The organism is Imperialibacter sp., from assembly GCF_040222385.1.
GTDB lineage: Bacteria > Bacteroidota > Bacteroidia > Cytophagales > Cyclobacteriaceae > Imperialibacter.
Map to the genome: position 1 here is coordinate 387,085 of NZ_JAVKDF010000022.1, position 21,795 is coordinate 408,879.

At 47.3% G+C, this 21,795-nt stretch carries 19 protein-coding genes; 12 read left to right on the forward strand and 7 right to left on the reverse strand.

Annotation, left to right across the window (positions count from 1 at the left end; translation table 11 throughout):
• Positions 1–2 precede the first annotated feature (2 nt).
• Genes RIG68_RS09270 through RIG68_RS09295 form a run of 6 tightly spaced genes read right to left on the reverse strand, consistent with a single transcriptional unit; the run spans position 3 to position 5,674 of the window.
• Positions 3–626, reverse strand: a complete 624-nt coding sequence (locus RIG68_RS09270; protein ID WP_350121485.1) for a DUF2291 domain-containing protein — start codon at positions 624–626, stop codon at positions 3–5.
• Between the two features lie 38 nt (positions 627–664).
• Positions 665–1,627 carry a D-ribose ABC transporter substrate-binding protein gene (locus RIG68_RS09275; RefSeq protein WP_350121488.1) on the reverse strand — a complete coding sequence of 321 codons (963 nt, stop codon included), beginning with the start codon at positions 1,625–1,627 and terminating at the stop codon, positions 665–667.
• 5 nt (positions 1,628–1,632) lie between these two features.
• Complete coding sequence (locus RIG68_RS09280) at positions 1,633–2,610, reverse strand: transketolase family protein (RefSeq protein WP_350071155.1); 978 nt, start codon at positions 2,608–2,610, stop codon at positions 1,633–1,635.
• Positions 2,611–2,615: 5 nt separating this feature from the next.
• Complete coding sequence (locus RIG68_RS09285; protein WP_350121491.1) at positions 2,616–3,440, reverse strand: transketolase; 825 nt, start codon at positions 3,438–3,440, stop codon at positions 2,616–2,618.
• A gap of 42 nt (positions 3,441–3,482) precedes the next feature.
• Entirely contained in the window at positions 3,483–4,892 is a 1,410-nt protein-coding gene (locus tag RIG68_RS09290) for an L-fucose/L-arabinose isomerase family protein (RefSeq protein ID WP_350121494.1), read from the reverse strand.
• Between the two features lie 11 nt (positions 4,893–4,903).
• Entirely contained in the window at positions 4,904–5,674 is a 771-nt protein-coding gene (locus tag RIG68_RS09295; RefSeq protein WP_350121497.1) for a DeoR/GlpR family DNA-binding transcription regulator, read from the reverse strand.
• 282 nt (positions 5,675–5,956) lie between these two features.
• Between RIG68_RS09295 and RIG68_RS09300 the strand changes: the two genes are divergently transcribed.
• The gene (locus RIG68_RS09300; protein ID WP_350121500.1) at positions 5,957–7,264 is read left to right on the forward strand and encodes a nucleoside hydrolase-like domain-containing protein; all 1,308 of its coding nucleotides are present in this window, start codon (positions 5,957–5,959) and stop codon (positions 7,262–7,264) included.
• Between the two features lie 32 nt (positions 7,265–7,296).
• Positions 7,297–8,772 (forward strand): nucleoside hydrolase-like domain-containing protein, encoded by a 1,476-nt coding sequence (locus RIG68_RS09305; protein ID WP_350121502.1) that lies wholly within the window; start codon positions 7,297–7,299, stop codon positions 8,770–8,772.
• An 80-nt stretch (positions 8,773–8,852) separates the two neighbouring features.
• Here the strand turns inward: RIG68_RS09305 and trxA are convergent, their stop codons facing one another.
• Entirely contained in the window at positions 8,853–9,212 is a 360-nt protein-coding gene (gene trxA / locus RIG68_RS09310) for a thioredoxin (RefSeq protein ID WP_350121505.1), read from the reverse strand.
• Between the two features lie 160 nt (positions 9,213–9,372).
• Between trxA and RIG68_RS09315 the strand changes: the two genes are divergently transcribed.
• The 10 genes from RIG68_RS09315 (at position 9,373) to RIG68_RS09360 (ending at position 21,580) form a co-directional block, all read left to right on the forward strand.
• Entirely contained in the window at positions 9,373–10,992 is a 1,620-nt protein-coding gene (locus RIG68_RS09315) for a caspase family protein (protein WP_350121508.1), read from the forward strand.
• Between the two features lie 229 nt (positions 10,993–11,221).
• A complete protein-coding gene (locus RIG68_RS09320; RefSeq protein ID WP_350121511.1) occupies positions 11,222–12,052 on the forward strand; it encodes an ABC transporter ATP-binding protein in 831 nt (276 codons plus the stop codon).
• Complete coding sequence (locus RIG68_RS09325) at positions 12,042–12,833, forward strand: hypothetical protein (protein WP_350121514.1); 792 nt, start codon at positions 12,042–12,044, stop codon at positions 12,831–12,833. Before RIG68_RS09320 ends, RIG68_RS09325 begins: the two co-directional genes overlap by 11 nt.
• 1 nt (position 12,834) lies before the next feature.
• Positions 12,835–13,191, forward strand: coding sequence for a GntR family transcriptional regulator (locus tag RIG68_RS09330; RefSeq protein ID WP_350121517.1), 357 nt, complete (start codon positions 12,835–12,837; stop codon positions 13,189–13,191).
• 5 nt (positions 13,192–13,196) lie between these two features.
• Positions 13,197–13,883: a GIN domain-containing protein gene (locus RIG68_RS09335; RefSeq protein ID WP_350121520.1), complete on the forward strand. Its 687-nt coding sequence runs from the start codon at positions 13,197–13,199 to the stop codon at positions 13,881–13,883.
• Positions 13,884–13,977: 94 nt separating this feature from the next.
• Positions 13,978–14,868, forward strand: coding sequence for an ABC transporter ATP-binding protein (locus RIG68_RS09340; RefSeq protein WP_350121523.1), 891 nt, complete (start codon positions 13,978–13,980; stop codon positions 14,866–14,868).
• Entirely contained in the window at positions 14,865–18,203 is a 3,339-nt protein-coding gene (locus tag RIG68_RS09345; protein WP_350121526.1) for a golvesin C-terminal-like domain-containing protein, read from the forward strand. Before RIG68_RS09340 ends, RIG68_RS09345 begins: the two co-directional genes overlap by 4 nt.
• A gap of 5 nt (positions 18,204–18,208) precedes the next feature.
• Complete coding sequence (locus RIG68_RS09350; protein ID WP_350121529.1) at positions 18,209–19,732, forward strand: TolC family protein; 1,524 nt, start codon at positions 18,209–18,211, stop codon at positions 19,730–19,732.
• A gap of 41 nt (positions 19,733–19,773) precedes the next feature.
• Positions 19,774–20,832, forward strand: a complete 1,059-nt coding sequence (locus RIG68_RS09355) for an efflux RND transporter periplasmic adaptor subunit (protein WP_350121532.1) — start codon at positions 19,774–19,776, stop codon at positions 20,830–20,832.
• Positions 20,833–20,866: 34 nt separating this feature from the next.
• Positions 20,867–21,580 carry a CPBP family intramembrane glutamic endopeptidase gene (locus tag RIG68_RS09360; protein ID WP_350121535.1) on the forward strand — a complete coding sequence of 238 codons (714 nt, stop codon included), beginning with the start codon at positions 20,867–20,869 and terminating at the stop codon, positions 21,578–21,580.
• The last annotated feature ends 215 nt before the right edge of the window (positions 21,581–21,795 follow it).

Genomic DNA, 21,795 nt, shown 5'->3' on the forward strand with positions numbered 1-21,795 from the left:
CTTCATTGAATAATTTGGATGGACACTGGAATGACTTCAGGCTGACTCAGATTCAAATGCGCCTTATTTAGCTCAAGAGCACCTTTGAAGCGCACTTTATTCCCTTGCTTCACTCCGGCCCTAAAATCTGGAACCACATCCTTTCTTATTTTATCATTGATCGATTCTGAAATCGAATTAAAATCAGCTGTTTCGTCGTAATCGTTGACTTTAATAAGTCCGGATGCATCACGAACAGCATTTCCAAAAATGAATTCTGTTTCTATTTCAATAATTTCGCCACCTACCTGTAGCAATACATTGTTTTCATTGACACTGAGCACAGTGCCTTCTCCCTGCACTTTGAAATAACCAATATTGCCAATCCCAAGGGCCTGTCCTTTGTCTGTGAATGTAGATGCAGGGTCTTCTCGCAGCTCATTTAAAAGAGTGGTGACATCTGTAGCTGAATCATAAACCGCCAGCAAATCAGTGGACCAAATGCCATCAACGAAGGACCTGGCGTCGAAAGCAACCTCATCGCCTTCTGCCAGCTTTTCATCCAACGGGCGGAAGTATACCGAATTGTAAATCACCAGTCCGGCAATGACAACCCCTGCAAAATATTTCAGTCCTTTGTTCATCATTCATTACTAATTACTGACCACTCATTTCTCCCTACTGATCACTCATCGCTCCCGTAAGCTGAATACTCGTTGACATTTTCCTGGTTGACCATTTCAACAGTCACCGGCACTTTCTGCGCAAAATCCCGCTTGCCATTAAAGTATTCTTGTGCATAGTTAGCGGCTGTTTTAGCCATCAGTTTTGGGAACTGCATGCCCGTTGCCAATATCTTTTTTTGTTGAATAGAGTTGATCACGTCATCGGCTCCGTCAAACCCAAACACCATCACCTGATTGGCTTTCCCAGCGGATACCAGCGCCTGATAAACGCCCATTGCCATGGCATCATTGCCGCAAAATACGCCATCGATATCCGGATGAACTTGTAGTATCGATTCCATTACCTCCATGGCTTTGTTTCTGTCAAAATCGGCACTTTGCTGAGCCACCATTTTCAGGTCCGTATAGTGATCAACAACGGAATGAAATCCCTTCGAACGGCTCCATGTATTATTGTCACCCACCATGCCAAGTATCTCGACATACTTGCCTTGTTTATTCAGTTTCTCTACAAAGTATTTACCTATTGCCACGCAACCAGCATAGCTGTCTGATAGAATCTGACTGGTGGCAGCATCGGTTGCGTTGACCTCACGGTCCATACAGAAGACCGGAATGCCTGCTTTCTTTGCCATCCTCACATTGGCAATAGAACCATCCGCATCGGTAGGGTTAAAAAGGACAGCATCGTAACCGGAAGCAATGGCATTTTCGAAATGATCGGTTTCGAGCGCTGTGTTATTCTGGGAATCAAAAATAGTCGCCTCGTATCCCAACTCCTTCGCCCGATTGGCAGCAGTCTCGGCTAGCACTACAAACCAGGGGTTGTTAAGCGTTGAGATAATCACTGCCACTTTTTTGGGCTGATCAACCGATTTGTCTTTTGAGTTACCGCAACCCAACAATAAAACAACTGTGAACAAAACAAAACATAGGCGAAGTAGTGGAGCAGGTATCTTCATTTTGACTACTGGTTTATTTTTAAAAGCACTTTTGCCTGATTGGCAATGCCCTCCTGTGATATGCCATAGTGATTGAATATTTCGACCTGTGAACCTGTCACTGTATACTCATCAGGAATACCAATAAGCTGGAAGGGGTTTCTGGCTCCTTTTTGAAAGAGGTGGGAAGCACAGGCCTCACCTAAACCACCATTGACCATGTGTTCTTCTACCGTAATGATCGGCTTTCCGCCGGAGATAATTGTATCAAGTAATTCAGTATCCAATGGCTTCACTGTGTGCATGCTTACTACAGTTGCCCTCACGCCATGTGTATCCTCTAATAACTTAGCAGCCTGCCAGGCAGGGTAAACCGTTTCACCCGTAGCGATAATTGTCAGGTCATCCCCTTCTCTTACGATACGCCCTTTTCCGAACTCAAACTCCTGGTTTGATTCATTTAGAAATGGCATCGCCTTCTTACCAAATCGAAGGTAGACAGGCTTGTTCAAGGCAGCAGCAAAGCGCACAGCCTGCTCAGTTTCAAAATTGTCGGCGGGAGCCACTATCATCATATTGTTGATGGCCCGTAACACGGCAAAGTCGTGCAAGCTATGGTGTGTGGTGCCAAGCGCTCCATAACTCACCCCCGCACTGATCCCAACCAGGGTTACCGGGTTGTCAGAATAGGCTATATCATTTTTAATTTGCTCAAGCGAACGGGCAGTGAGAAAACAAGCCGGAGATACCGCAAACGCCTTCTTTCCTGCGGACGCAAGCCCGGCAGCAACACCTACAAGATTTTGCTCTGCTATGCCCACCTCTACAATCTGTGATGGAAATTTTCGTCCGAATGGCACTAGCTTTCCCGAACCACGTGAGTCACTGGTTACTGCAATTATATCTCTATCTGCGGCAGCCAATCCTTCCAGGGTCTCGGCAAAAACCTCCTGGTTGGCTTTACCCATTTTCAAATCTTTCTCTTCTATAATATCTAATTCCATGACCTTTAGATTAATGCTCCTGCTTCATCCAGTTCTTTTTGAGCCAGTTCAAACTGCTCGGCACTCGGTACACCGTGATGCCACTTAATTACTCCCTCCATATAGCTCACGCCCTTCCCTTTCGTCGTATGAGCAATGATGAAGTTGGGCTTGCCCTTTTCAAATTGGCCATTGTTCAAAGCAGTTTCAAGCTCCTCCAAATTGTGTCCGTCTACCTCTTTCACCGCCCAGCCAAATGCTTCCAGCTTTTCCCGAACAGAATCTGTGTTCATCACCTCGCTATTCGAGCCGGTAATCTGCTGCTTGTTGTTGTCAAGAACAGCATAAAGGTTGTCTAGCTTGTAATGGGCGGCAGACAAAATCGCCTCCCAGTTAGACCCCTCCGGCAGCTCACCATCGCCCAGCAGGGTAAATATCCGGTGCTCCTTATTGTCCAGCTTTGCCGCAATAGCCTCGCCTACACAAATGGGCAAACCATGCCCCAAAGCGCCGGTATTTTGCTCTACTCCGTTAACTTTCCTGGTGGGGTGTCCGATATAATGTGATTGGTATTGGCAAAGCGTTTCCAAATCCGACTCGGGGAAAAAACCTCTATCTGCCAGTGTGACGAAAAGTGCTTCAACGGAGTGGCCTTTACTCTGGATGTATCGATCACGGTCAGGAGTACGGAAATTGGCAGGATCAACTTTTAGCACCCGGTTATAAAGCACATTCAGGATATCAATACATGAAAGACTTCCTCCTGTGTGCCCAGCCTTCGCCTTATAAATATATTTGAGAAGATTCTTCCTCAACAATACCGACTTCAACTTTAACTCTCTATCTGTCATTTTCTTCTACTAGTAGTATTCAGTGTGAATACAGAATATCTATTATCCAACATGGTGATAAACTTCCCATCCCATGTAATTCTCAAATGCTTCTTTTAAAGCAGCAGCAGTTTGTGATGCATTCATTACCACATGATGCTCAAAACCGTTTTTACAAACATGTTGCATCAAACCCTGAAGGTTTGGGATTTTGGCCACAGCCCTGTTACCAAAGGTTTTTAATTCATCGTCAGTCAGCTGACCGTCGCCTACGTAGGCCTTCATCACCCCTTTGGTATCGTCGGTAGTGATTCGCCCAAATGTTAAGGGTGATGCGGGAGTTCGACCGTCCAATGCGCCATAGGTGTTTTCTACTCCTACGGTTGTACCAAGAATAGGTGCATTGCTGATTTCAATATCGGGCAGGAATGATTTTGCCCAGTTACCACAATGGAACAAAACGCACTTATCATCGTCGTCGGCATAGTTGTTGTTCCAATCGACAAGTGCGCTTGGCGAGCCAGAGGCTAGTTGCAGGGCATACATACTCAGTGTTCCCGTCACGTCCACTTCGCAGGCACTGGGTATCATACCCTCGCTGAACATACTGGAGCTGGTGCAGACATTGCAGCCGTAATTTTGCTGCAATGATGTCCAGCACTGGATAGCATTGGCATCCAGGTTATTGGCCTGCATGAAATCATTGAGCACCACATCAAGCTTCGCAATCTGGAACATCGCCTCGGCAGGGGTTTTACCGCTTGATGCATAGTTGTGAATCTTCTCCAAATGGTCTTTAACACGCTGATCGGTATTGCTCAGTTTATTGGCGTTTCCCAGAATCTCCGACAAGTCACATGTAACAACTGAGATGCCATTTTTCTGGAGAATCTTCTCGCTGTATCGCACAGTATTGAAAGCCGTAGGTCGTGCGCCAATAGCACCAATGCGCACATTTTTCATTCCCTTAACTACACGGCAAACCGAGGCGAACTTCATTAAGTCCTCTATAAACGAAGGATCAGTAGGATGCACAACATGCTTGGTGGTGATGGTGTATTTGATACCGTATTGGTACAGGTTGTTGCAAACTGAAATCTTCCCGCACCACGAATCCCTCCTGTTTGCTACATTTAATTTATTCAGTTCGTCAGGATACCCCTGAATTAACACAGGTACTTTCAAATCAGCCAGGTGAAGGGTGTCCGCCACTCCCCTTTCATCCCCAAAATTAGGCAGCACTACCAGCACCCCGGCAATGTCAGCCTTGTGCTTTATAAACAAGTCAGCACACTTACGTGCATCCTGATACGTTTCTACGCCGCCAAGTTTTGTGTCATTTTCGCCAAGTAAGATCGCATTGAAGCCCTGCTCCTTAAGCACCTTCAGGATGTCTACTCTTGCTTCTGAAACGAGCTTGTCTGGAAAAAAGTCCCTGTTTCCAATTATGACTCCTATCGTAATCTTATTCATTTCGAGTGTTGTTATTTTTTTTTGTGGGCAATGATTAATTCAATTTCGTGCTCTTCAAACACCTTCTTTTTCTTACTATCGATGTCCTCGTCGGTGATGATATAGTCGATAAGGGACAGCGCTCCCAGGCTGGCCAATGCACTCTTTCCTATTTTAGAGGAGTCGGCGACGAGGTAGGTAATATCGGCCGCTTCAATCATGGCCTTTTTCACGACGATGTCACTGATGCTGGGGTAAGTTAAGCCAGCTTTCAGCGAAATACCGGCAGTAGCTAAAAACAGCTTCTGTACATTGAGTCCTTTAAAAAAGTCTGCTGCTTTCTGGCCAGTAAGAGACAAAGTTGGCGGTTTGAATTCGCCGCCAGTTACGATCACTTCAATGCCTGGTTCAGCGCCTAACATCACAGCTATATTTAATGCATTCGTAATCACGGTAAGGTTTTTCATGCCTTTCAGCCGCTTAGCAATTTCGGTTGTGGTGGATCCAGAGTCCAGGATGACAGTATCCCCGCTTTCAATAAACTCCAGGCAACGTTCGGCAATCAGGCCTTTCTTGTCCATGTTGTCCTGATGCGTGAGTGAAAAATTCCTTACCTGATCTTCCACGTTCTTAAGAAAGGCACCTCCATGTTCCCGAACAATCAATCCATCATTTTCGAGCTTTTCAAGATCCTGCCTGATGGTTACTTCAGTTACCTTGAACAGTTTCGCCAGGTTAGCCACCTTCGCAGAACCGTCCTCCCGAAGAAGATCCATGATCTTCTCTCTTCTTTGATTTGCCATTAAATTCTCCAGCCCCATGTATTTTTCTTGCGTTTATTGCTCCCCTTCCAGCAGCCATTGCTACCCACCTTCAGCATCTACCCAGTTTCACAATATCCCTTAATCCTCGAAATTACCCTTCAATCGATTCGAAAATAAAAGTGAGCAAAAGAAAGCCATAAAGCAAGCATTCGAAAACATTATACTCAATACTTGCTATGTATTGGTATTTTATAGTTTCTTTATGTTTCGTTTGCTTTCGTTTTGTTATTATATCCATTACACCCAACTATTGGTAAGACCATGAACTTCCCTCCTGCTTCGTCCTCAATAGCTCCCTTATTCATCGCCATGGTTCTTTTAATAGGGTGTTCGTCTGACCCTAAAAAGGAAACCAAAGATGTACCAACCAGGGAAAAACCAAGAGTAATTGTCAGTACCGATATTGGCGGAACTGACCCGGATGATTTTCAATCCATGATCCATTATCTGATGTACGCCGACAAATTCCAGACGGAAGGGCTGATTTCATCCCCCTACGGATCAGGCACAAAGGAACACATCCTGCAAATGATTGACCTGTATGAAAAAGACCTGCCAAAGCTCCAGCAACACGCCGACTTCCCAGCCCCCGGCATATTGAGGGCAGTAACGAAGCAAGGCGCAAAAGACGCAGCTCCTGCCCGGGGATGGGATCAGCCCACCGAAGGCTCACAGTGGATCATAGAAAAAGCGAAAATGGATAGCGACCAGCCCCTCTGGGTGTTGGTGTGGGGAGGCATCGAAGATGTAGCACAAGCACTGCACGACGCCCCGGAAATAGCGGCAAAAATAAGGGTGTATTGGATTGGCGGCCCCAATAAGAAATGGAGCGTTCATAGCTATCAGTACATCGCCCGAAATTTTCCCGACTTATGGATGATCGAAGCCAATAGCACTTACCGTGGCTGGTTTCTGGATGCAGATGCCCAGCCAGAAATGGACAATGACAACTTCTACGAGCACATGATCAAGGACAAAGGAGCCTTTGGGGCCGACTTTGGCAACTATTACAAAGGATCAATCAAGATGGGAGATACACCTACGGTGGCTTACTTACTCAACGGTGATCCCAACAACCCCGAAGGCGAAAGCTGGGGTGGTAGCTTTACTCCATTGCCCTACGGCGCTGTCAGAAACTTCAAACAACAAACAACGGCCGCCGACACCGTACCTACCTACAGCTTCATGGAGTGGACGTTCGACACGGGTGAAACAGAAGGTGTAGAGAATCCAGAAATCTGGATGGAGATTGCCAGGCAACGGATCAAAGGTTTTTATGAGGGGAACGGCGTATACAAAGTGCGGTTTGTACCTCAGAAAATTGGGAAATGGGAATATGTCATTGGCAGCACCTCTAAGCAACTCAATGGTCAAAATGGCGCTTTTGTAAGCGCCAACCCCTGGCCTGGAACAGAGAACCCCGACAACATACCACTCAATAACTGGTGGAGCGACCGCACCGGGGAGGATTTATACATAGGAGAATACCAGGGTGCCAAAACTGTGTCTAAATGGCGTGAGGACTTCCTTACGGACTGGGCTGAGCGCTTTTCCTGGTTGGAAGAATAAAGAAGATGATGCAAACAAATAAACCTACTACAATGCCTACTATTAACGCAAAACAAAACTTGCCAGGGTTTTTTAGCCAGCTCTTCACAAAGATGACACTGGCCCTACTGGCTTTCTTCGTCTTTTCAGTAAGCCTGGCTACAGCTCAGGAGAAGCCAAGGGTATTTGTTCTCACCGATATCGAGAATGAGCCTGACGATGCCATGTCCATGGTTCGGTTTTTAGTGTACGCCAACCAATACGATGTTGAGGGGTTGGTGGCCACTACCTCCATTCACCAAAAGAACAGAGTAGCTCCGGAGCGGATCCGCCAAATTGTGAAGGCCTACGGCATGGTGCGTGACAACCTGGAAATCCACGAGCCCGGTTTCCCTACCCATGACGAGTTGGCAAAGATCACTACCGAAGGTTTGCCCGTTTATGGCATGGAAGGCGTGGGCAAAGGAAAAGACTCTCCTGGTTCCGAGTTACTGATTAAAGCGGCCGATCGTGACGACCCACGCCCACTTTGGGTCACTGCATGGGGCGGTTCCAGCGTGTTGGCCCAGGCGCTGTGGAAGGTGCGTGAAACCAGGTCAAAAGATGCATTGGCCCGTTTTGTAAAAAAGCTGCGGGTCTATACTATTTCTGACCAGGACGATGCGGGCCCATGGATGAGGAAGGAATTCCCGGACTTGTTTTACGTGGTAAGCCCTGGTTTCAGCGCCGGAGGCGCTTATCACCACGCTACATGGAGCGGCATCAGCGGGGATATATTTCACGGGCGCTTTACCGGAGCCGACTTTTCTGTGGTAACCAACGAATGGCTGGAAAGCAATATTAGAAAAAAGGGCCCGCTGGGGAAAGAGTACCCTAGATGGGAATACCTGATGGAGGGCGACACCCCTTCGTTTCTCAATTTGATAAGCAACGGCCTCAATAGCCCCGAGCACCCCGATTGGGGCGGATGGGGTGGCAGGTATGAGTTTTATATGCCCCGCTTGCAGAAGTGGCATCTTTACGCAGAAAGCAGACCTTTCTGGAGCGACGCCCAGGACGAAGTAATGGGCACTGACGGCAAATGGCACACCACCAACCATGCCACAATCTGGCGCTGGAGAGGAGCTTTTCAGAACGACTTTTCGGCAAGGATGGATTGGACAATCCAACCCGTTGACAAAGCCAACCATCCACCGGTAGCAAAGCTGGGCCATCCTGCTCAGCTAACGGCCAAAATCGGGGAGCGTGTTAACCTCAGCGCCGTTGGGTCGAGCGATCCTGATGGCGACGCCCTGTCGTATGAATGGTTCTACTACAATGAACCGGGTACTTTCCCCGCCTCCAGTGCGAGAGATGGGCAGCCAATCCCGATTCAGAACTTTGATCAGCCCAACGCCTGGTTTGTGGTACCGAAGTCTCGGGTGATGGCTCCAGGCACAGGCACCATTCATGTTATTCTAGCCATTACCGACCACGGCACGCCCAGGTTGACACGGTATCAGCGTGTGATGATCAAAGTAGAGGAATAGCAGCCGCCAATATCAGGGCACAAAAAAACTGCACAGCGATCCTGTGCAGTTTTCTTTTACGAGACCTTTGGGCTCGTGACCTACGCAGAAGCCACCAACTCTTTTTCAATGACCTCTTTCAACGTATGCTTGGGTAAAGCACCAGCCTGCATCATAGGCTGTTTTGTCATGGGTATAAAGAGCATGCTGGGAATGCTTCGTATTTGAAAAACGGCCGCCAGCTCCTGCTCTACCTCCGTGTCCACTTTGTAGATAGTTACTTCAGGGTGCTCATTGGAAAGCTCCTCAAGTACCGGTGCCACCATCTTACATGGCCCACACCAGTCGGCGTAGAAGTCGATAATAGCCGGTTTCTCCCCCTTGTATTTCCACTCTTTTTCAGTGGTATAGTCAAAAACATCGCTTTTGAATTGCTCAGCAGTCAGTTTCACAGTTGCCATGGTTGCTTGTTTTTTTATCCGATCCAAAGGTAATGCTTCGATCGGCTGTATTTTGTGACACATGTCACGCAGACTAAAAACACTGCATTATCATCTGTCGTAAGTTTATCGAACCTACAAGCCTGATATTAAGTTCCGACTGAAACTCTTATATTAGCCAATGCGCATTTTTTTACCATTTTTTATTCTTGCATTCTTAGCGATAGACGCATCTGGTCAAATCAAATTACCAGATCAGATCAATTCCGGAAGTGATAATATGGCTATTGCCATGCTGCCAGATTCATCATTTGTCGTCGGAACCACGGATCAAAGTAAATTCATAGTCTATCGATATGCTTATAAGAATGGGTTATGGATCAGCGAACCCAATCAGCTAACCGAGCTCCTCAATAGCATCATTTATGCGGACAGCCACCTGCACTTCAGGTTTTCCAACGACTTTACCCGGATGGTGGTGATGCTGCATGGTAAGGGGGATCAAAGAATTTATCTTACTGAGCTGCAAAATGGATCATGGAGCTTCTTCAGGGATATTATTGATCCGATTAGTTACTCTTATTTCAATTTTGCTCCCAGCTTTTCGCTCAACAACGAAAAGCTCTACTTATCAGATAATTCTAAGCCAGCGAACACTATTTATTGCTACAATAATACACAGCTGTTTATCGACCGAACGACAAACGTGTTTTCTGATTTTGATGAAGTTTATGATGTTGTCGGTATAGGCAACGACAGTTTCATCATTCAAGCGTTTTCTAAAAAAAGAAAAGACCGAAGGTGGTACTTCATCAAGAAAATGGAAAACGGTGCCTGGTCAGTTCCATACCATATCAAAGAGCTCGACGGAGATCAAACCAAGTTTTCCTTGTCCCTTACTCCCTTCGATAACCTCATGGTGTATGTCAGCTTTTTCGAAGGAAAAGTCTATCTGATAGAAACACCGGAAATCATCCGAAATGAACTTGCAGTAGCACGAAGAGAAAGTAATGTTTTACCTACTCAATCAACTATGCAAGCCCGGTCGGAAACAGATAAAGATAAAGGTGGCAATACGGTGAAACCAGATGGAAAGTTTTATGCCCTCCTGATTGGTAATTCTAACTATTTAAACAACGAACTGGATCTTTCGCAACCTCACAAAGATGTTATCAAGTTGGAAGAGGTATTGACCTCCCATTATATGTTTGAGAAAAAGGACGTTATTCGGTTAGAAAACGCTGACCGTGAAACCATCTTTCGGCAACTGTATCAGCTTCGCTCGGTGATAACGAAGAGTGACAATCTCTTGATTTTTTATGCAGGCCATGGCTACTGGGACGAAAAAGTAGAGCAAGGTTACTGGTGGCCAACAGACGCCCGACCCGACAACCCCTCCAATTGGTTGTCTAACAGCGATTTGAGAGAGCAGCTACGAGGCTTGAACACGGCCCATACCCTTTTGATTTCGGATGCCTGCTTCAGCGGGGGCATTTTTAAAACTCGTGGCGGTGGCGATGAAATTAGAAAAGCTTCTGCCGAAATACAGCTACTTTACCGCATGCCAAGTCGAAGAGCCATGACTTCCGGCACCATGTCGACAGTGCCGGATAATTCGGTGTTTTTTAAGTACCTGGTAAAATATCTCACAGAAAATGACACCAAATTTCTTCCTTCCAGTGAGCTGTTTACACAAGTCAGAAAAAGTGTATTGAACAACAGCTTGACAGTTCCCCAAGACGGTGTAATTATGGGAACTGGCGATGAAGGAGGCGATTTCATCTTTATCAAGAAGGACTAAGTCCAGCTACATTCAAAGGCGGTGCCACTCAGCACAATGATACCATTGGAGGCCCTGGTTTGTAAAAAAATATTTTGCCACCTCCCCTTTCCCTCGCCCGCCGAAGCCTCTGGCTTAGGTGGGTAACTTTCCCACTTTTTTTAAAAACTTCTTCCCTCCTTTTGCATTTCTATGAAACCTTTCCTACCATTGCACTGTATTAGTGAAGTAATACAGTAAATCACATACAATGATTGACATCAAGAAACTTAACTTTAACTATGGCAACAAGCGCCGACCGTTGTTTCGGGAGCTCGATTGCCAGATCAACGCAGGCAGCATAGTCGGCTTGCTCGGCAAAAACGGCGCAGGTAAAACGACATTACTCAAGCTGATGATCGGATTGCTGTTCCCCGACGGCGGCACGGTAAACGTGAACAATTACGAGCCCGGAAAACGACAGCCCTCTTTTCTTGAGGATATGTTTTTCGTATCGGAAGAGTTTTATCTACCGGGAATCTCCATTAAGAATTTCATTAAAGCCAATGCGGGTTTTTATCCCAGGTTTGGTGGCGCTCTGCTACAAAGGCTGCTGAAAGACTTTGAGCTTCCTGAAACAGAGAGCTTGCAGAAGCTCTCCTACGGCCAAAAGAAGAAGTTTCTCATCTCCTTTGCTTTGTCCACCAAGTGCCGGCTACTGGTGCTGGACGAACCCACCAACGGGCTTGATATCCCGTCTAAATCCATCTTTCGCAGGATACTGGCCGGGGCTTTGGATGAAGATCAGCTCGTTATTATTTCCACGCACCAGGTAAAAGACGTGGAAAACCTGATTGACCGCATCATCATGCTCGATAGCGGCCAGTTCATCATGCAGAAAGACCTTTTCGATATTTCCTCCAGGCTTCATTTTTCCACCAGCTCAACAGCTGAAGGCGACGACATACTATATAGTGAGATGGTGCCTGGTGGCTACAAAGTGATTACGTCTCAATCAAATGGCAGCTCTTCTGTAGACATCGAATTATTGTTTAACGCCATATTGAGTGGCAACGAAAAATTGAAAAGCTATGTCCAATAATATATTCAACAGTCGCCGCTTCATGCTGCTGTGCAGACAGCACTTTGTTCATAACAACAAGCTACTGGGCTTTTCAGCCGGAGCCTATGTGGGTGTGGTGTTTATCCTGCTGTCATTTGTTCAGGCTACTGAGGAGCTACGACCTCATGATCTGGACAATTTCAGGGGATTCCTTATTGGATTTGTGATTGTGTTTGGACTACTCTATGTGGGGTATTCATTTCCAGGTTTTCGTGCGAAAGAAAGCACGATGAACTACCTTCTGGTGCCTGCTTCTCTGATGGAAAAATTCGTATTCGAATTGGCCACCAGAATTGGAGTCATGTTATTGGCACTTCCGTTGTTGTTTTGGATCACTTTTAACCTGCAAGGATACTTCTTCACCCTATTCACTGAATACTCCTTCGATGCTATTGGCATTCAACAGCTGGTGACGGTAGAAATGCCGAATGGGATTGATTCCGTCGGTTGGTTCGGTGTAATGATCACAGGCCTGGGCCTGCTGCTGTTTGTGGTTCCATTCACCGGCGCTGCCATGTTTTCAAAACAACCGTTGATTAAAACACTGTTTTCGGTGGCTGTAATTATCATTTTCTACTCCACAGTCATTTATGTGATGGCGGAACCTCTGGGTCTCAATCGGTACCATTCTGACGGTTCGATGTGGCTGGTGCCAACGGAAGAGCATTCTGCTTTTCGCTTCTTCGCTATTGCAGCAATCATTGCCAATGCGGTCATGCTATTTGTGGCCTACAGGAAACTTAAAGAACGGGAGGCGTAGTATGGAATTTCAAAACGGTAAAAGCATTTTTCTGCAGATCGCAGATACCATCACCGACAAGGTGGTGAGTGGTGAATTTCCGGCAGGAGAGAAAATCCCTTCTGTACGGGAGCTGGCATCAGAAATGGGCGTCAACCCCAATACAATCATGAGAACATATAGCGAATTACAAGCCATGGACATTATCGAAAATCAAAGAGGTATCGGATATTTTGTCAACAAGGACGCTCAAAAGATCATTCTCGAAAGTAAAAAAGAGGAGTTCTTCAGCAAGGTACTCCCCGACTTCCTGCGCCATGCGGCCATGCTTGGTGTTACGGCTGGCGAATTGAAAAAACATATCGAAACTTTAAAATGACCACTATGAAGCTCAGCAACAAAATACTCATTGGGTTCTTCGGATTTATCCTTCTGTATATGATGGCTGCTTTCACTGAGGTGAGACTCCGGGGATACAAAAGAGATTTGAGTGGTGCCGAAACGCAGATCGAAAATGCTCCACTTGGCAATGTCGGGTACATTGTGCTATCAGACTCGGAGCGCAGGGTGACGATCAGCTCATCCGATGAGCCACACATCGAAGTAAAAAGCATTGATGGTGGTTTTATTTCCAATGTTAACTACGAGATGGTTGGAGACACTTTGATGCTCAAAGTAGATGATATAGTCACTGGCAAGCCGGTTCAGGTGACTGTCTTTGTCTCCAAAAACACATTCAGAGGACTGCAAGCCACCAGGGCATCAGTCAGCATAACCGACTTAAGTCAGCAGACGCTGGCTATTAATCAATCGGGTGGTAGCATTGCTATGGACGGCAACGTCGATTTAACGAGTCTTAGCATTAAAGCATCAGAAGGGGCCTACCTGAATGCCGCCGGGTTAAGTGTCGACTTGCTATCCGTGGAGATGGACAAATCGCAAGTAACAATTTGGTCATTTATCAAACAATTGAATGGCAGCATAACCAATGACTCATTCTTGCGGGTAAATGGAGTAGACGACATACAATTCACTAAAGACAAAAGCAGCAAAATCCAGATACAGGATTAAGGACTGACTGTGTGTCACAATTTGAATTCGTATTTCAAACAAGCTTGTAATCCCGGCAGGAAAACAAGCACCTATTGTAAGTGAACTGTAGCTGATGAACATTGAAATAAGAGGGCTCTCAAAAATCTATCCTAACGGACATGCGGCCATACGCAACGTCGACCTTGACATAGGCAGTGGCATGTTTGGCCTGCTGGGGCCCAATGGCGCTGGCAAGTCGAGCTTCATGCGCACGCTGGTGACTTTGCAAAGTGCTACCTCTGGTTCTATTCTCATCGAGGGAATGGACATCAACGAGCACCGCCAAAAGATCAGGGCAATGATCGGCTACCTCCCTCAGGATTTTACCTTTTTTTCCAAACTGAAAACATGGGAGTTTCTTGACTACGCCGCCCGGCTGGCCACCAACTTGAAAAAGAAAGAACGCCAGATCAAGGTCGATCACCTGCTCGACCAGGTAGGCCTGCTGGATGTGCGGGAGCGCATGGCCAACAAGCTTTCTGGAGGTATGAAACGAAGGCTTGGCATTGCCCAGGCATTGATTGGAGATCCCAAACTGCTGGTCATCGATGAGCCCACCACGGGCCTGGATCCTGAAGAGCGAATCCGCTTCAGAAACATCCTGTCCGACCTCAGCCAGAAGGACGTTACCATCATCCTTTCCACACACATCGTGGGTGACATCAGCAGTACCTGTCACAACATGGCGATGCTGAACAAGGGAGAAGTAGCTTTCAAAGGGTCGCCGGAAGGCATGATTGATCAGGTGCGTGGTCACGTATGGCAGGTGACTCTTGGGGATGAAGAGTTTACAGCCATCAAAAACAAGTATTCGGTGGTATCTACCATTCCCGTGGAAGGTCAGTGGGAGGCACAGCTCATAGCGACCGATCAACCGCATCCAAAGGCAACAACTGTGAACCCCAACCTGGAGCACGCCTACGTTTATTTTATGGAGAACCAACTGGGGGTGTCACTGGTATGAGTGCTGTTTCGAACATACTGACCATTGCCCGCTACGAGTCCAAAGTGGTTTGGCGCAACTGGTTTTTCCGGATTGTGTCGCTGGCAGGTATTGGCTTCGTGGTCATTTTTAACCTGGCCATTTTCTCAGAAATTGACCTGCCAAGGCGGTTTGAGCTTTCCAATAGCTGGATGATGCCCTACACCACCATGGTCATGATCAGTATTGCGCAGGCAGCCGCTGTGGTCTTCCTGGCCACTGGTCTGATCAAGAAGGACAAGAAACTCGACACCAACGAGGTATTCTTCGCCCGTCCAATCTCCAATCTCGATTACGTGTTGGGCAAAGCACTGGCGCTCTTCAACCTCTTCTTCTGGCTGAATCTGGTGCTTTTGTGTATTCCGCTGATTGTCAACCTGACCAACCCTAACACTGCATTCAATCCGCTGGCCTTCGTCATTTATCCCTTGCTGATAAGTTTGCCATCCGTCATTTTCACAACGGGCATCGCCTTTTTGTTTGTGACCTTACTGCGCAACCAGCCCATCACCATTGTGCTGCTGCTGGGCCTTTCGGCTGTAGAGCTTATCTATTACTTCGACAAGTTCTCCTACATCCTCGACTTCATGGCCTTCCGGCTGCCTATGTTAGCGTCAGAGATGACCGGCTTTGCCCACCTTGATTTCGCCTTATGGCAGCGGGTATTCTACCTGGTGGCCGGAGTGGCTTTTCTGTTCCTTACGGCCTTCTTCCTTGACCGCCTCGCTAGCCACAAAAGGATAAAGCTGCTGACTGGCCTGTTTGGAATGGTATTGGTGGCAGCAGCTGCTATCATTATGATTAAGCTGGTAGCTCTGCGGGAGACCCCGATTGCGCTGCGGCAAGAGATGATTGCTGTCAATGGAGAATGGACCGAGGTGCCGAACGCCGACATTCTCACCCACCGCATTCACTTTGAGCAGGCTGAAAACAAACTCATATCCACTTCCACCTTAACGGTAAAGAACAACCATAGTAAGCCCCTGGCCGGCTTCTACTTCACACTGAACCCGGGCCTCGACATCAGCAGCTTCACTGTGAATGATCGGAAAGTGGAGTTTGAAAGGCATTTGCAGGTGGTTTCAATCGATAATGCCATAACGCTTCAGCCCGGCGAAAAAGCAACGGTTGAAATTAGCTACGAGGGTGCTGTCTGGGAGTCGGTGGCCCATCTTGAAGTGGATCAGGAGCGATATGAGTTTCCAAGGGACTACCTGATGTTTGCCCTACCAAAAAAGTACGCCTATTTGCAGTCAGACTATGTGCTGCTGACCACTGACGTGCTGTGGTACCCCGACACACAGATTGGCTACAGCCGGGAGTCACCCAGGAAAGAAAGAACGTCATTTATCGATTTTCAACTGGAGGTGAAGGTAAAAGAAGGCCAAACCGCCGTTTCACAAGGCGAAGCGGCGACGGAAGGCAATCTCTTCCGTTTTCGACCAGAATATCCCCTGCCCCAAATTTCTCTGGCCATAGGTGCCTATGAAAAGCAGGAGATCATTGTCGACAGCGTGACTTACGCAGTCTATCAATACCCCGACGACAACTACACGTCGGAGTACCTCGGGCAATTGACCGACACCCTCAGCTTGCTCATCAGGGATGTTGTGAATGAATACGAGGACGGCCAGAAGCTCACTTACCCTTTTCGGAGATTGCAGTTTGTGGAAACGCCCTTATTGTTCGCTGCCTACAACAAAATATACGAAAGCCAGCAAGCCTATCTGCAACCAGAAACGGTGTACTGGCCGGAAGAAGGCGGAGATATCCGGGAGTTTGATTTCAGAAGGCAGCTGAAGGACATGGACGAGCAAGCCAAACGGGACAATCAGGTGCTGAGCGACAAGGAAAAGCAGGCCAACGTTTTCAAAGACCTGATCAAGAAGGTTTTCACCAAGCAGTCGGGAACCGTGTGGTTTTATGGTAACCGTGATGAAGATCAGGCTGACTACTCGCTCTTTCCCCAGTTATATAGCTACAATTCTGGAGTAGTGAGCCGTGACTGGCCCTTGCTCAATCGCAGCATTTCAAGCTTTCTGAGAAAAGACCTGCAAACGGAGAATGACTATTCCAGAAACATGAATGGGATCTCTTTTGAAGAGGAATGTAACGAGCTGCTGCGAACCTCGATGATCAACGAGATACTGACCAATGAAACAGATTTCAACAAGATCAGTAAGTCTGTCTCGCTGAAAGGCCAGTACCTGTTTGCTTACCTGGGGCAATTGCTGGGGCAAGATGAATTCAAGGGTTTTGTACAAAACTGGGTGAACAGCCACCAGCATCAGCTGACCAACTACCAGGACTTCAGGATGGCCCTCGAGCAACACTTTGGCCTCGACATTGACCCGGTAATCAGACAGGTGTATTTCAGCACCGCACAGCCAGCGTTTGAAATAGACGACGTGCAAAAGTTTGAAGTGCTCGATGGCGACAGAAAGCGCTATCAGGTGCTGCTTGATGTGAAAAACACCGGCGACAATGATGGAGTGATCGAAGTAAAGTTCAATGCCGATGACGGTGGAAACGACAATCAATTTTCCCGGCGAAGAGAGGCCCAACAAGTAAAAGAGGACGTACCGGGCTATCTGTCAGTCATCAAAGTAGGCGAAGCAAAACAATTGGGCTTTGTGCTTGATGAGAAGCCTGACAAAATAACGATTAATACCCTCATTTCGAGGAATATTCCTTCGGTGATCACCATGTCGACAGGCATATTCAGCCCCCGCAAGCTCACTACGCTTTTCGAAGGAGAAAGGGTGCTACCACCCACCGAAGCCACCAGCCAAAGTGAAGTGATCGTCGACAATGAAGATCCCGGGTTCAGCACGTTCAGCCCTGTGGAGCCTACCTACCTGCGGGCCTATCTCGACAGCAAAAGCTCTTCTGATCAAAAGTATGTCGGTAGCTGGCACCGCTCACGCTCAAATTGGAAGGCCACCACAGGCTCCAATTTTTATGGCAAGTCTGTCCGCTCCTCCCACTTCACCAGGTCGGGCAATGGCGACAAGCTGGCCACCTGGGAGGCCAGGCTTCCTGACGAAGGCTTCTACGATGTGTATGTGTACATGATGGGCAAGAACCAGAATTGGTTCAACGGGCGGGACGACAACAACCAACAATTCGACTATAACTACGCCATCCATCACAGCGACGGAACGGACGATATCAAATTCAATATTTCCAAAGCAGAGTATGGCTGGAACTATCTGGGCTCCTACTACTTCGGTCAGAATGGTGGGAAGGTAGTAGTCAGCGACAAGAGTGAATTTGGAACTGTATATGCCGACGCCGTGAAATGGGTGAAACAATAAACGATATGAGCTTTAAAAGACAAACCAAAGCGAATCCTATGAGACCAAATGCTTTCCAGCGGCCCCTCCTGCTTCTTGGGGCCATAGTGGCGGTAATCGTGCTGAGTCTGCTGTCGGCGCAGGGTGCCTTTGCACAGCAAGTGCTCACACTTGAAGAGGCCATCCAGATAGCCCAGACCAGCAGCCCGGATATCAAGAAATCAAGGCTCAACCTGTACAGCAACCGAAAAAGCCTCGATGCCCAGCGACTGGCGATGAAGTCTAGGTTTGGCCTGGACGTGACACCGTTCGACTATAACAGAACCAGGCTGTTCAACGACCTGGTGTCCCGCTGGAACACCAACGAGGATTATAACTCCTTCGCCAACTTTTCGGTCTCCCAGCCCATCTCGGCCACCGACGGCACGGTCTCGCTCATTAACCGGTTTGGGTACAGAGATAACTATTCTGAATTTCAAGATGTTAGGACAAAGACCTATAGTAATAACTTGTACCTGCAAGTAGACCAGCCCATTTTCACTTACAACCGAAACAAGCTGCAAACACGGGAATTGGAACTCAACCTGGAGAACGCACAAATCAGCAATGCTCTTCAGCTGCTTACGCTGGAGCGAAACGTCACCCAGACCTTCTATTCCTTCTACCAAAGCCAGAACAGCCTGGAGATTTCCAAAGCAGAACTTGAAAACCAGGAGATCAGCTACGAAATCACCAAAAACAAAGTAGATGCCGACCTGCTCGCCATGGAAGAGCTGTACCAGGCCGAGCTCAACCTGGCCACCTCCCGGTCCACCCTGCAAAATAATCAGGTAACGCTCGACAATGCGGCAGACGACCTAAAGCTCCTGCTGGGCATTGGCCTCGATGAAGAGATTGCCGTACAGGTGGACATCAAGTTCGTGACCCGGGAGGTTGACCTTAACCAGGCCATAGAGATGGGCCTGCGCAATCGGGTCGAGCTGAGGCAACGTGCGATAGATATTGAACGCTCACAATTTGAGCTGACCAGAACCAAGTCGCTAAACGAATTCAAGGGAGCCGTGGCCTTGTCGATGGGGATCTTTGGTGACAACATCAATGCCCCGCAGGTATACGATTCGCCAACAGTCAACCCAAGGGTAGCAATATCATTCAGCATCCCGATTTGGGACTGGGGCGAAAACAAGGCACGCATGGAAGCCAGCAATGCCAACCTTGAAATCACCAAAGTAGACCTGCAAAACCAGAAGAATGATATCATCATCAATATCAGGAAGACGTACCGGAGCCTACAGAACCTGGAGAACCAAATCGAAATAGCACAGCAAAACGTAAAGAATGCGCAGCTGACCTACGAGATCAACCTGGAGCGGTACCGCAATGGTGACCTGACAAGCATCGACCTCAACCGCTTTCAAAGCCAGCTGTCGGACAAGAAAAGTGCGCTGGCCAGTGCGCTCATCAACTATAAAATTGAGTTGCTGAACATGAAGATTCTTTCGCTTTACGACTTCGAAAACCAGCAGCCTGTTATACCTAATTCTAATTAAGACCACTACTGATCATACATATTATGACACGGACGACATACATGAAAAGCGTTAAAAATACTGTCGGCACCCTGCTGGTGCTGCTGGCCGTCACAGCCTGCAACAACGAGGAATCGAATATCCAAACCGAGATAAAGATTCCCGTTTCTGTGACCATCATCAAGCCCCAGTCGATCTCCCGGTTCATCGAAACCACAGGCACCGTCTATTCCTCCAAGGAAGGCGCCATCAAATCGGAGCTGACTGGTTTGTACAGGCTACAAACCAATCCGGCCACCGGACGTCCTTTTGCCCTTGGCGACGCCGTACGGCAGGGCCAGGTCATCATCAGGCTGGAGGATAAGGAGTTTGAAAACAACCTCCAGCTCGACGGAAAGAAGCTCAGCCTGGAGGTGTCGGAAAACAATCTCAATAAGCAGAAGTCGCTGTTTGAAAAAGGGGGTGTGACCCAAACAGAACTCAACCAGGCGTCAATTGACTATGTAAATTCGAAATACGCCTACGAAAATGCGGAGATCCAGAAAGCCAAAATGTTCGTAAAAGCCCCATTTACCGGGGTAATTGTATCGATTCCCTACCATACCGATGGCGTCCGCATCGATCAGGGCCAGGAGCTTTTCAAAGTAATGGAGTACGAGCACCTGCTCATGGACGTGAAGCTGCCTGAGAAGCACCTGCCAGAGGTAACGCTCAATCAGCTAGTGCAGATCACCAACTACAACCTGGCCACCGACACCATCATCGGAAAGATCAGCCAAATCTCCCCTGTCATCGACACAGAGACCAGGACCTTCCAGAGCGTATTGCAGATCAACAACGACAAGAAGCTGCTCCGCCCCGGCATGTTCATCAAAGCAGCCATTCTTTCTGAGCAGCGTGACAGCACGATTGTGATCCCCAAGGAAACCATCATCTCCCGCCAGGACGGCAAAGTGGTGTTCACTGTGGAGAATGGTATAGCTACCGAGAAAAAGATCACGACAGGCCTGGAAAATCAGGACGTCATTGAAGTACTCAGTGGGCTGAAGATGAACGACCGTCTGGTGGTAACAGGCTTTGAGACGCTGAGGAACAAGAGCAAGGTAAGTGTGATACAATAGTTTAGTTATTAACTGATCCAGGAAACTATAATTGATGAAAAACGTCGATGAATCAAGAAGCCCTGTTTTATCCAAACAATCTGCACAGGTGCAGCCTCTACATGCATTAGTAGATCTGGCTATTTTCCTTTCAGTTATGTTTCTGGTTAGGGAAATCAAATTTGATAGCCTGGGTTTCTGGGGATACTCATTATTCAAGTCGATTACCACCGTAGGAGTAGCCACACTACTTCTCTATTTCAGAAAGCAATCGTGGAAAGACCTCGGCCTCTTAAAGCCAGGTAGCTATAAAAAAATGCTGGTGGTGGCAGTCATCATTCTGTTAGGCACCGTAGTGTCAATAATGATTTTTGAAATGTTCCTGCGAGATATCCTATTTACAGGTACAGATTCAGTTTCAAAATCTAATAGCTTCAGCGAGCTCGAAGGAAACATTCCTTACTTCTTCTCTATCATATTCTTTGTCTGGATTGAGTCTTCTCTGGAAGAATTACAAGATCGGGGATTCTCACTTAACCGATTTGAATCCCTGTTTACTAAAGTCCCACTTTCAACTATACTGGCAGTACTAATGCAAGCGGCAATTTTTGGTTTTAGACACTCTTATGACTTTTCGCCAAGATCTATAACCACAGGTTTAATCGGGCTAGTCTTTGGGGCTGTCTATGTACTAACTGGAAGAAATCTTTGGCCTTTAATAATTGCACATATAGTTCTAAATACCATGTCAATGGTTGAAGGGATTTGATTACAGAAAGTAGATAAAATGAACATAAGTACTCAGCACTTTAAAAAAGTATCAGGAATAACCCTAAGCTGGGGTAAAATCTCAGTCGAAGGAAGTGAGGAAAGACGGAAGTTGGAAGTTGGAAGACCGAAGCAGGCGTCGGTACGGTAGCGATGGAAAGTGCGAAGGAAACCGTCAGCCGCCGGGTCAGATAACAAAAGCCCGGGAAAGACGGA

What these genes read in the sequence shown, in the direction of transcription:
- RIG68_RS09330 (WP_350121517.1), top strand. Translation starts at nt 12,835, where the DNA reads ATGGAATTTCAAAACGGTAAAAGCATTTTTCTGCAGATCGCAGATACC.
- RIG68_RS09320 (WP_350121511.1), top strand. Translation starts at nt 11,222, where the DNA reads ATGATTGACATCAAGAAACTTAACTTTAACTATGGCAACAAGCGCCGA.
- RIG68_RS09300 (WP_350121500.1), top strand. Translation starts at nt 5,957, where the DNA reads ATGAACTTCCCTCCTGCTTCGTCCTCAATAGCTCCCTTATTCATCGCC.
- RIG68_RS09340 (WP_350121523.1), top strand. Translation starts at nt 13,978, where the DNA reads ATGAACATTGAAATAAGAGGGCTCTCAAAAATCTATCCTAACGGACAT.
- RIG68_RS09315 (WP_350121508.1), top strand. Translation starts at nt 9,373, where the DNA reads ATGCGCATTTTTTTACCATTTTTTATTCTTGCATTCTTAGCGATAGAC.
- RIG68_RS09285 (WP_350121491.1), bottom strand. Translation starts at nt 3,440, where the DNA reads ATGACAGATAGAGAGTTAAAGTTGAAGTCGGTATTGTTGAGGAAGAAT.
- RIG68_RS09355 (WP_350121532.1), top strand. Translation starts at nt 19,774, where the DNA reads ATGAAAAGCGTTAAAAATACTGTCGGCACCCTGCTGGTGCTGCTGGCC.
- RIG68_RS09335 (WP_350121520.1), top strand. Translation starts at nt 13,197, where the DNA reads ATGAAGCTCAGCAACAAAATACTCATTGGGTTCTTCGGATTTATCCTT.
- RIG68_RS09325 (WP_350121514.1), top strand. Translation starts at nt 12,042, where the DNA reads ATGTCCAATAATATATTCAACAGTCGCCGCTTCATGCTGCTGTGCAGA.
- RIG68_RS09275 (WP_350121488.1), bottom strand. Translation starts at nt 1,627, where the DNA reads ATGAAGATACCTGCTCCACTACTTCGCCTATGTTTTGTTTTGTTCACA.
- RIG68_RS09305 (WP_350121502.1), top strand. Translation starts at nt 7,297, where the DNA reads ATGCCTACTATTAACGCAAAACAAAACTTGCCAGGGTTTTTTAGCCAG.
- RIG68_RS09345 (WP_350121526.1), top strand. Translation starts at nt 14,865, where the DNA reads ATGAGTGCTGTTTCGAACATACTGACCATTGCCCGCTACGAGTCCAAA.
- RIG68_RS09280 (WP_350071155.1), bottom strand. Translation starts at nt 2,610, where the DNA reads ATGGAATTAGATATTATAGAAGAGAAAGATTTGAAAATGGGTAAAGCC.
- trxA (WP_350121505.1), bottom strand. Translation starts at nt 9,212, where the DNA reads ATGGCAACTGTGAAACTGACTGCTGAGCAATTCAAAAGCGATGTTTTT.
- RIG68_RS09350 (WP_350121529.1), top strand. Translation starts at nt 18,209, where the DNA reads ATGAGCTTTAAAAGACAAACCAAAGCGAATCCTATGAGACCAAATGCT.
- RIG68_RS09295 (WP_350121497.1), bottom strand. Translation starts at nt 5,674, where the DNA reads ATGGCAAATCAAAGAAGAGAGAAGATCATGGATCTTCTTCGGGAGGAC.
- RIG68_RS09360 (WP_350121535.1), top strand. Translation starts at nt 20,867, where the DNA reads ATGAAAAACGTCGATGAATCAAGAAGCCCTGTTTTATCCAAACAATCT.
- RIG68_RS09270 (WP_350121485.1), bottom strand. Translation starts at nt 626, where the DNA reads ATGATGAACAAAGGACTGAAATATTTTGCAGGGGTTGTCATTGCCGGA.
- RIG68_RS09290 (WP_350121494.1), bottom strand. Translation starts at nt 4,892, where the DNA reads ATGAATAAGATTACGATAGGAGTCATAATTGGAAACAGGGACTTTTTT.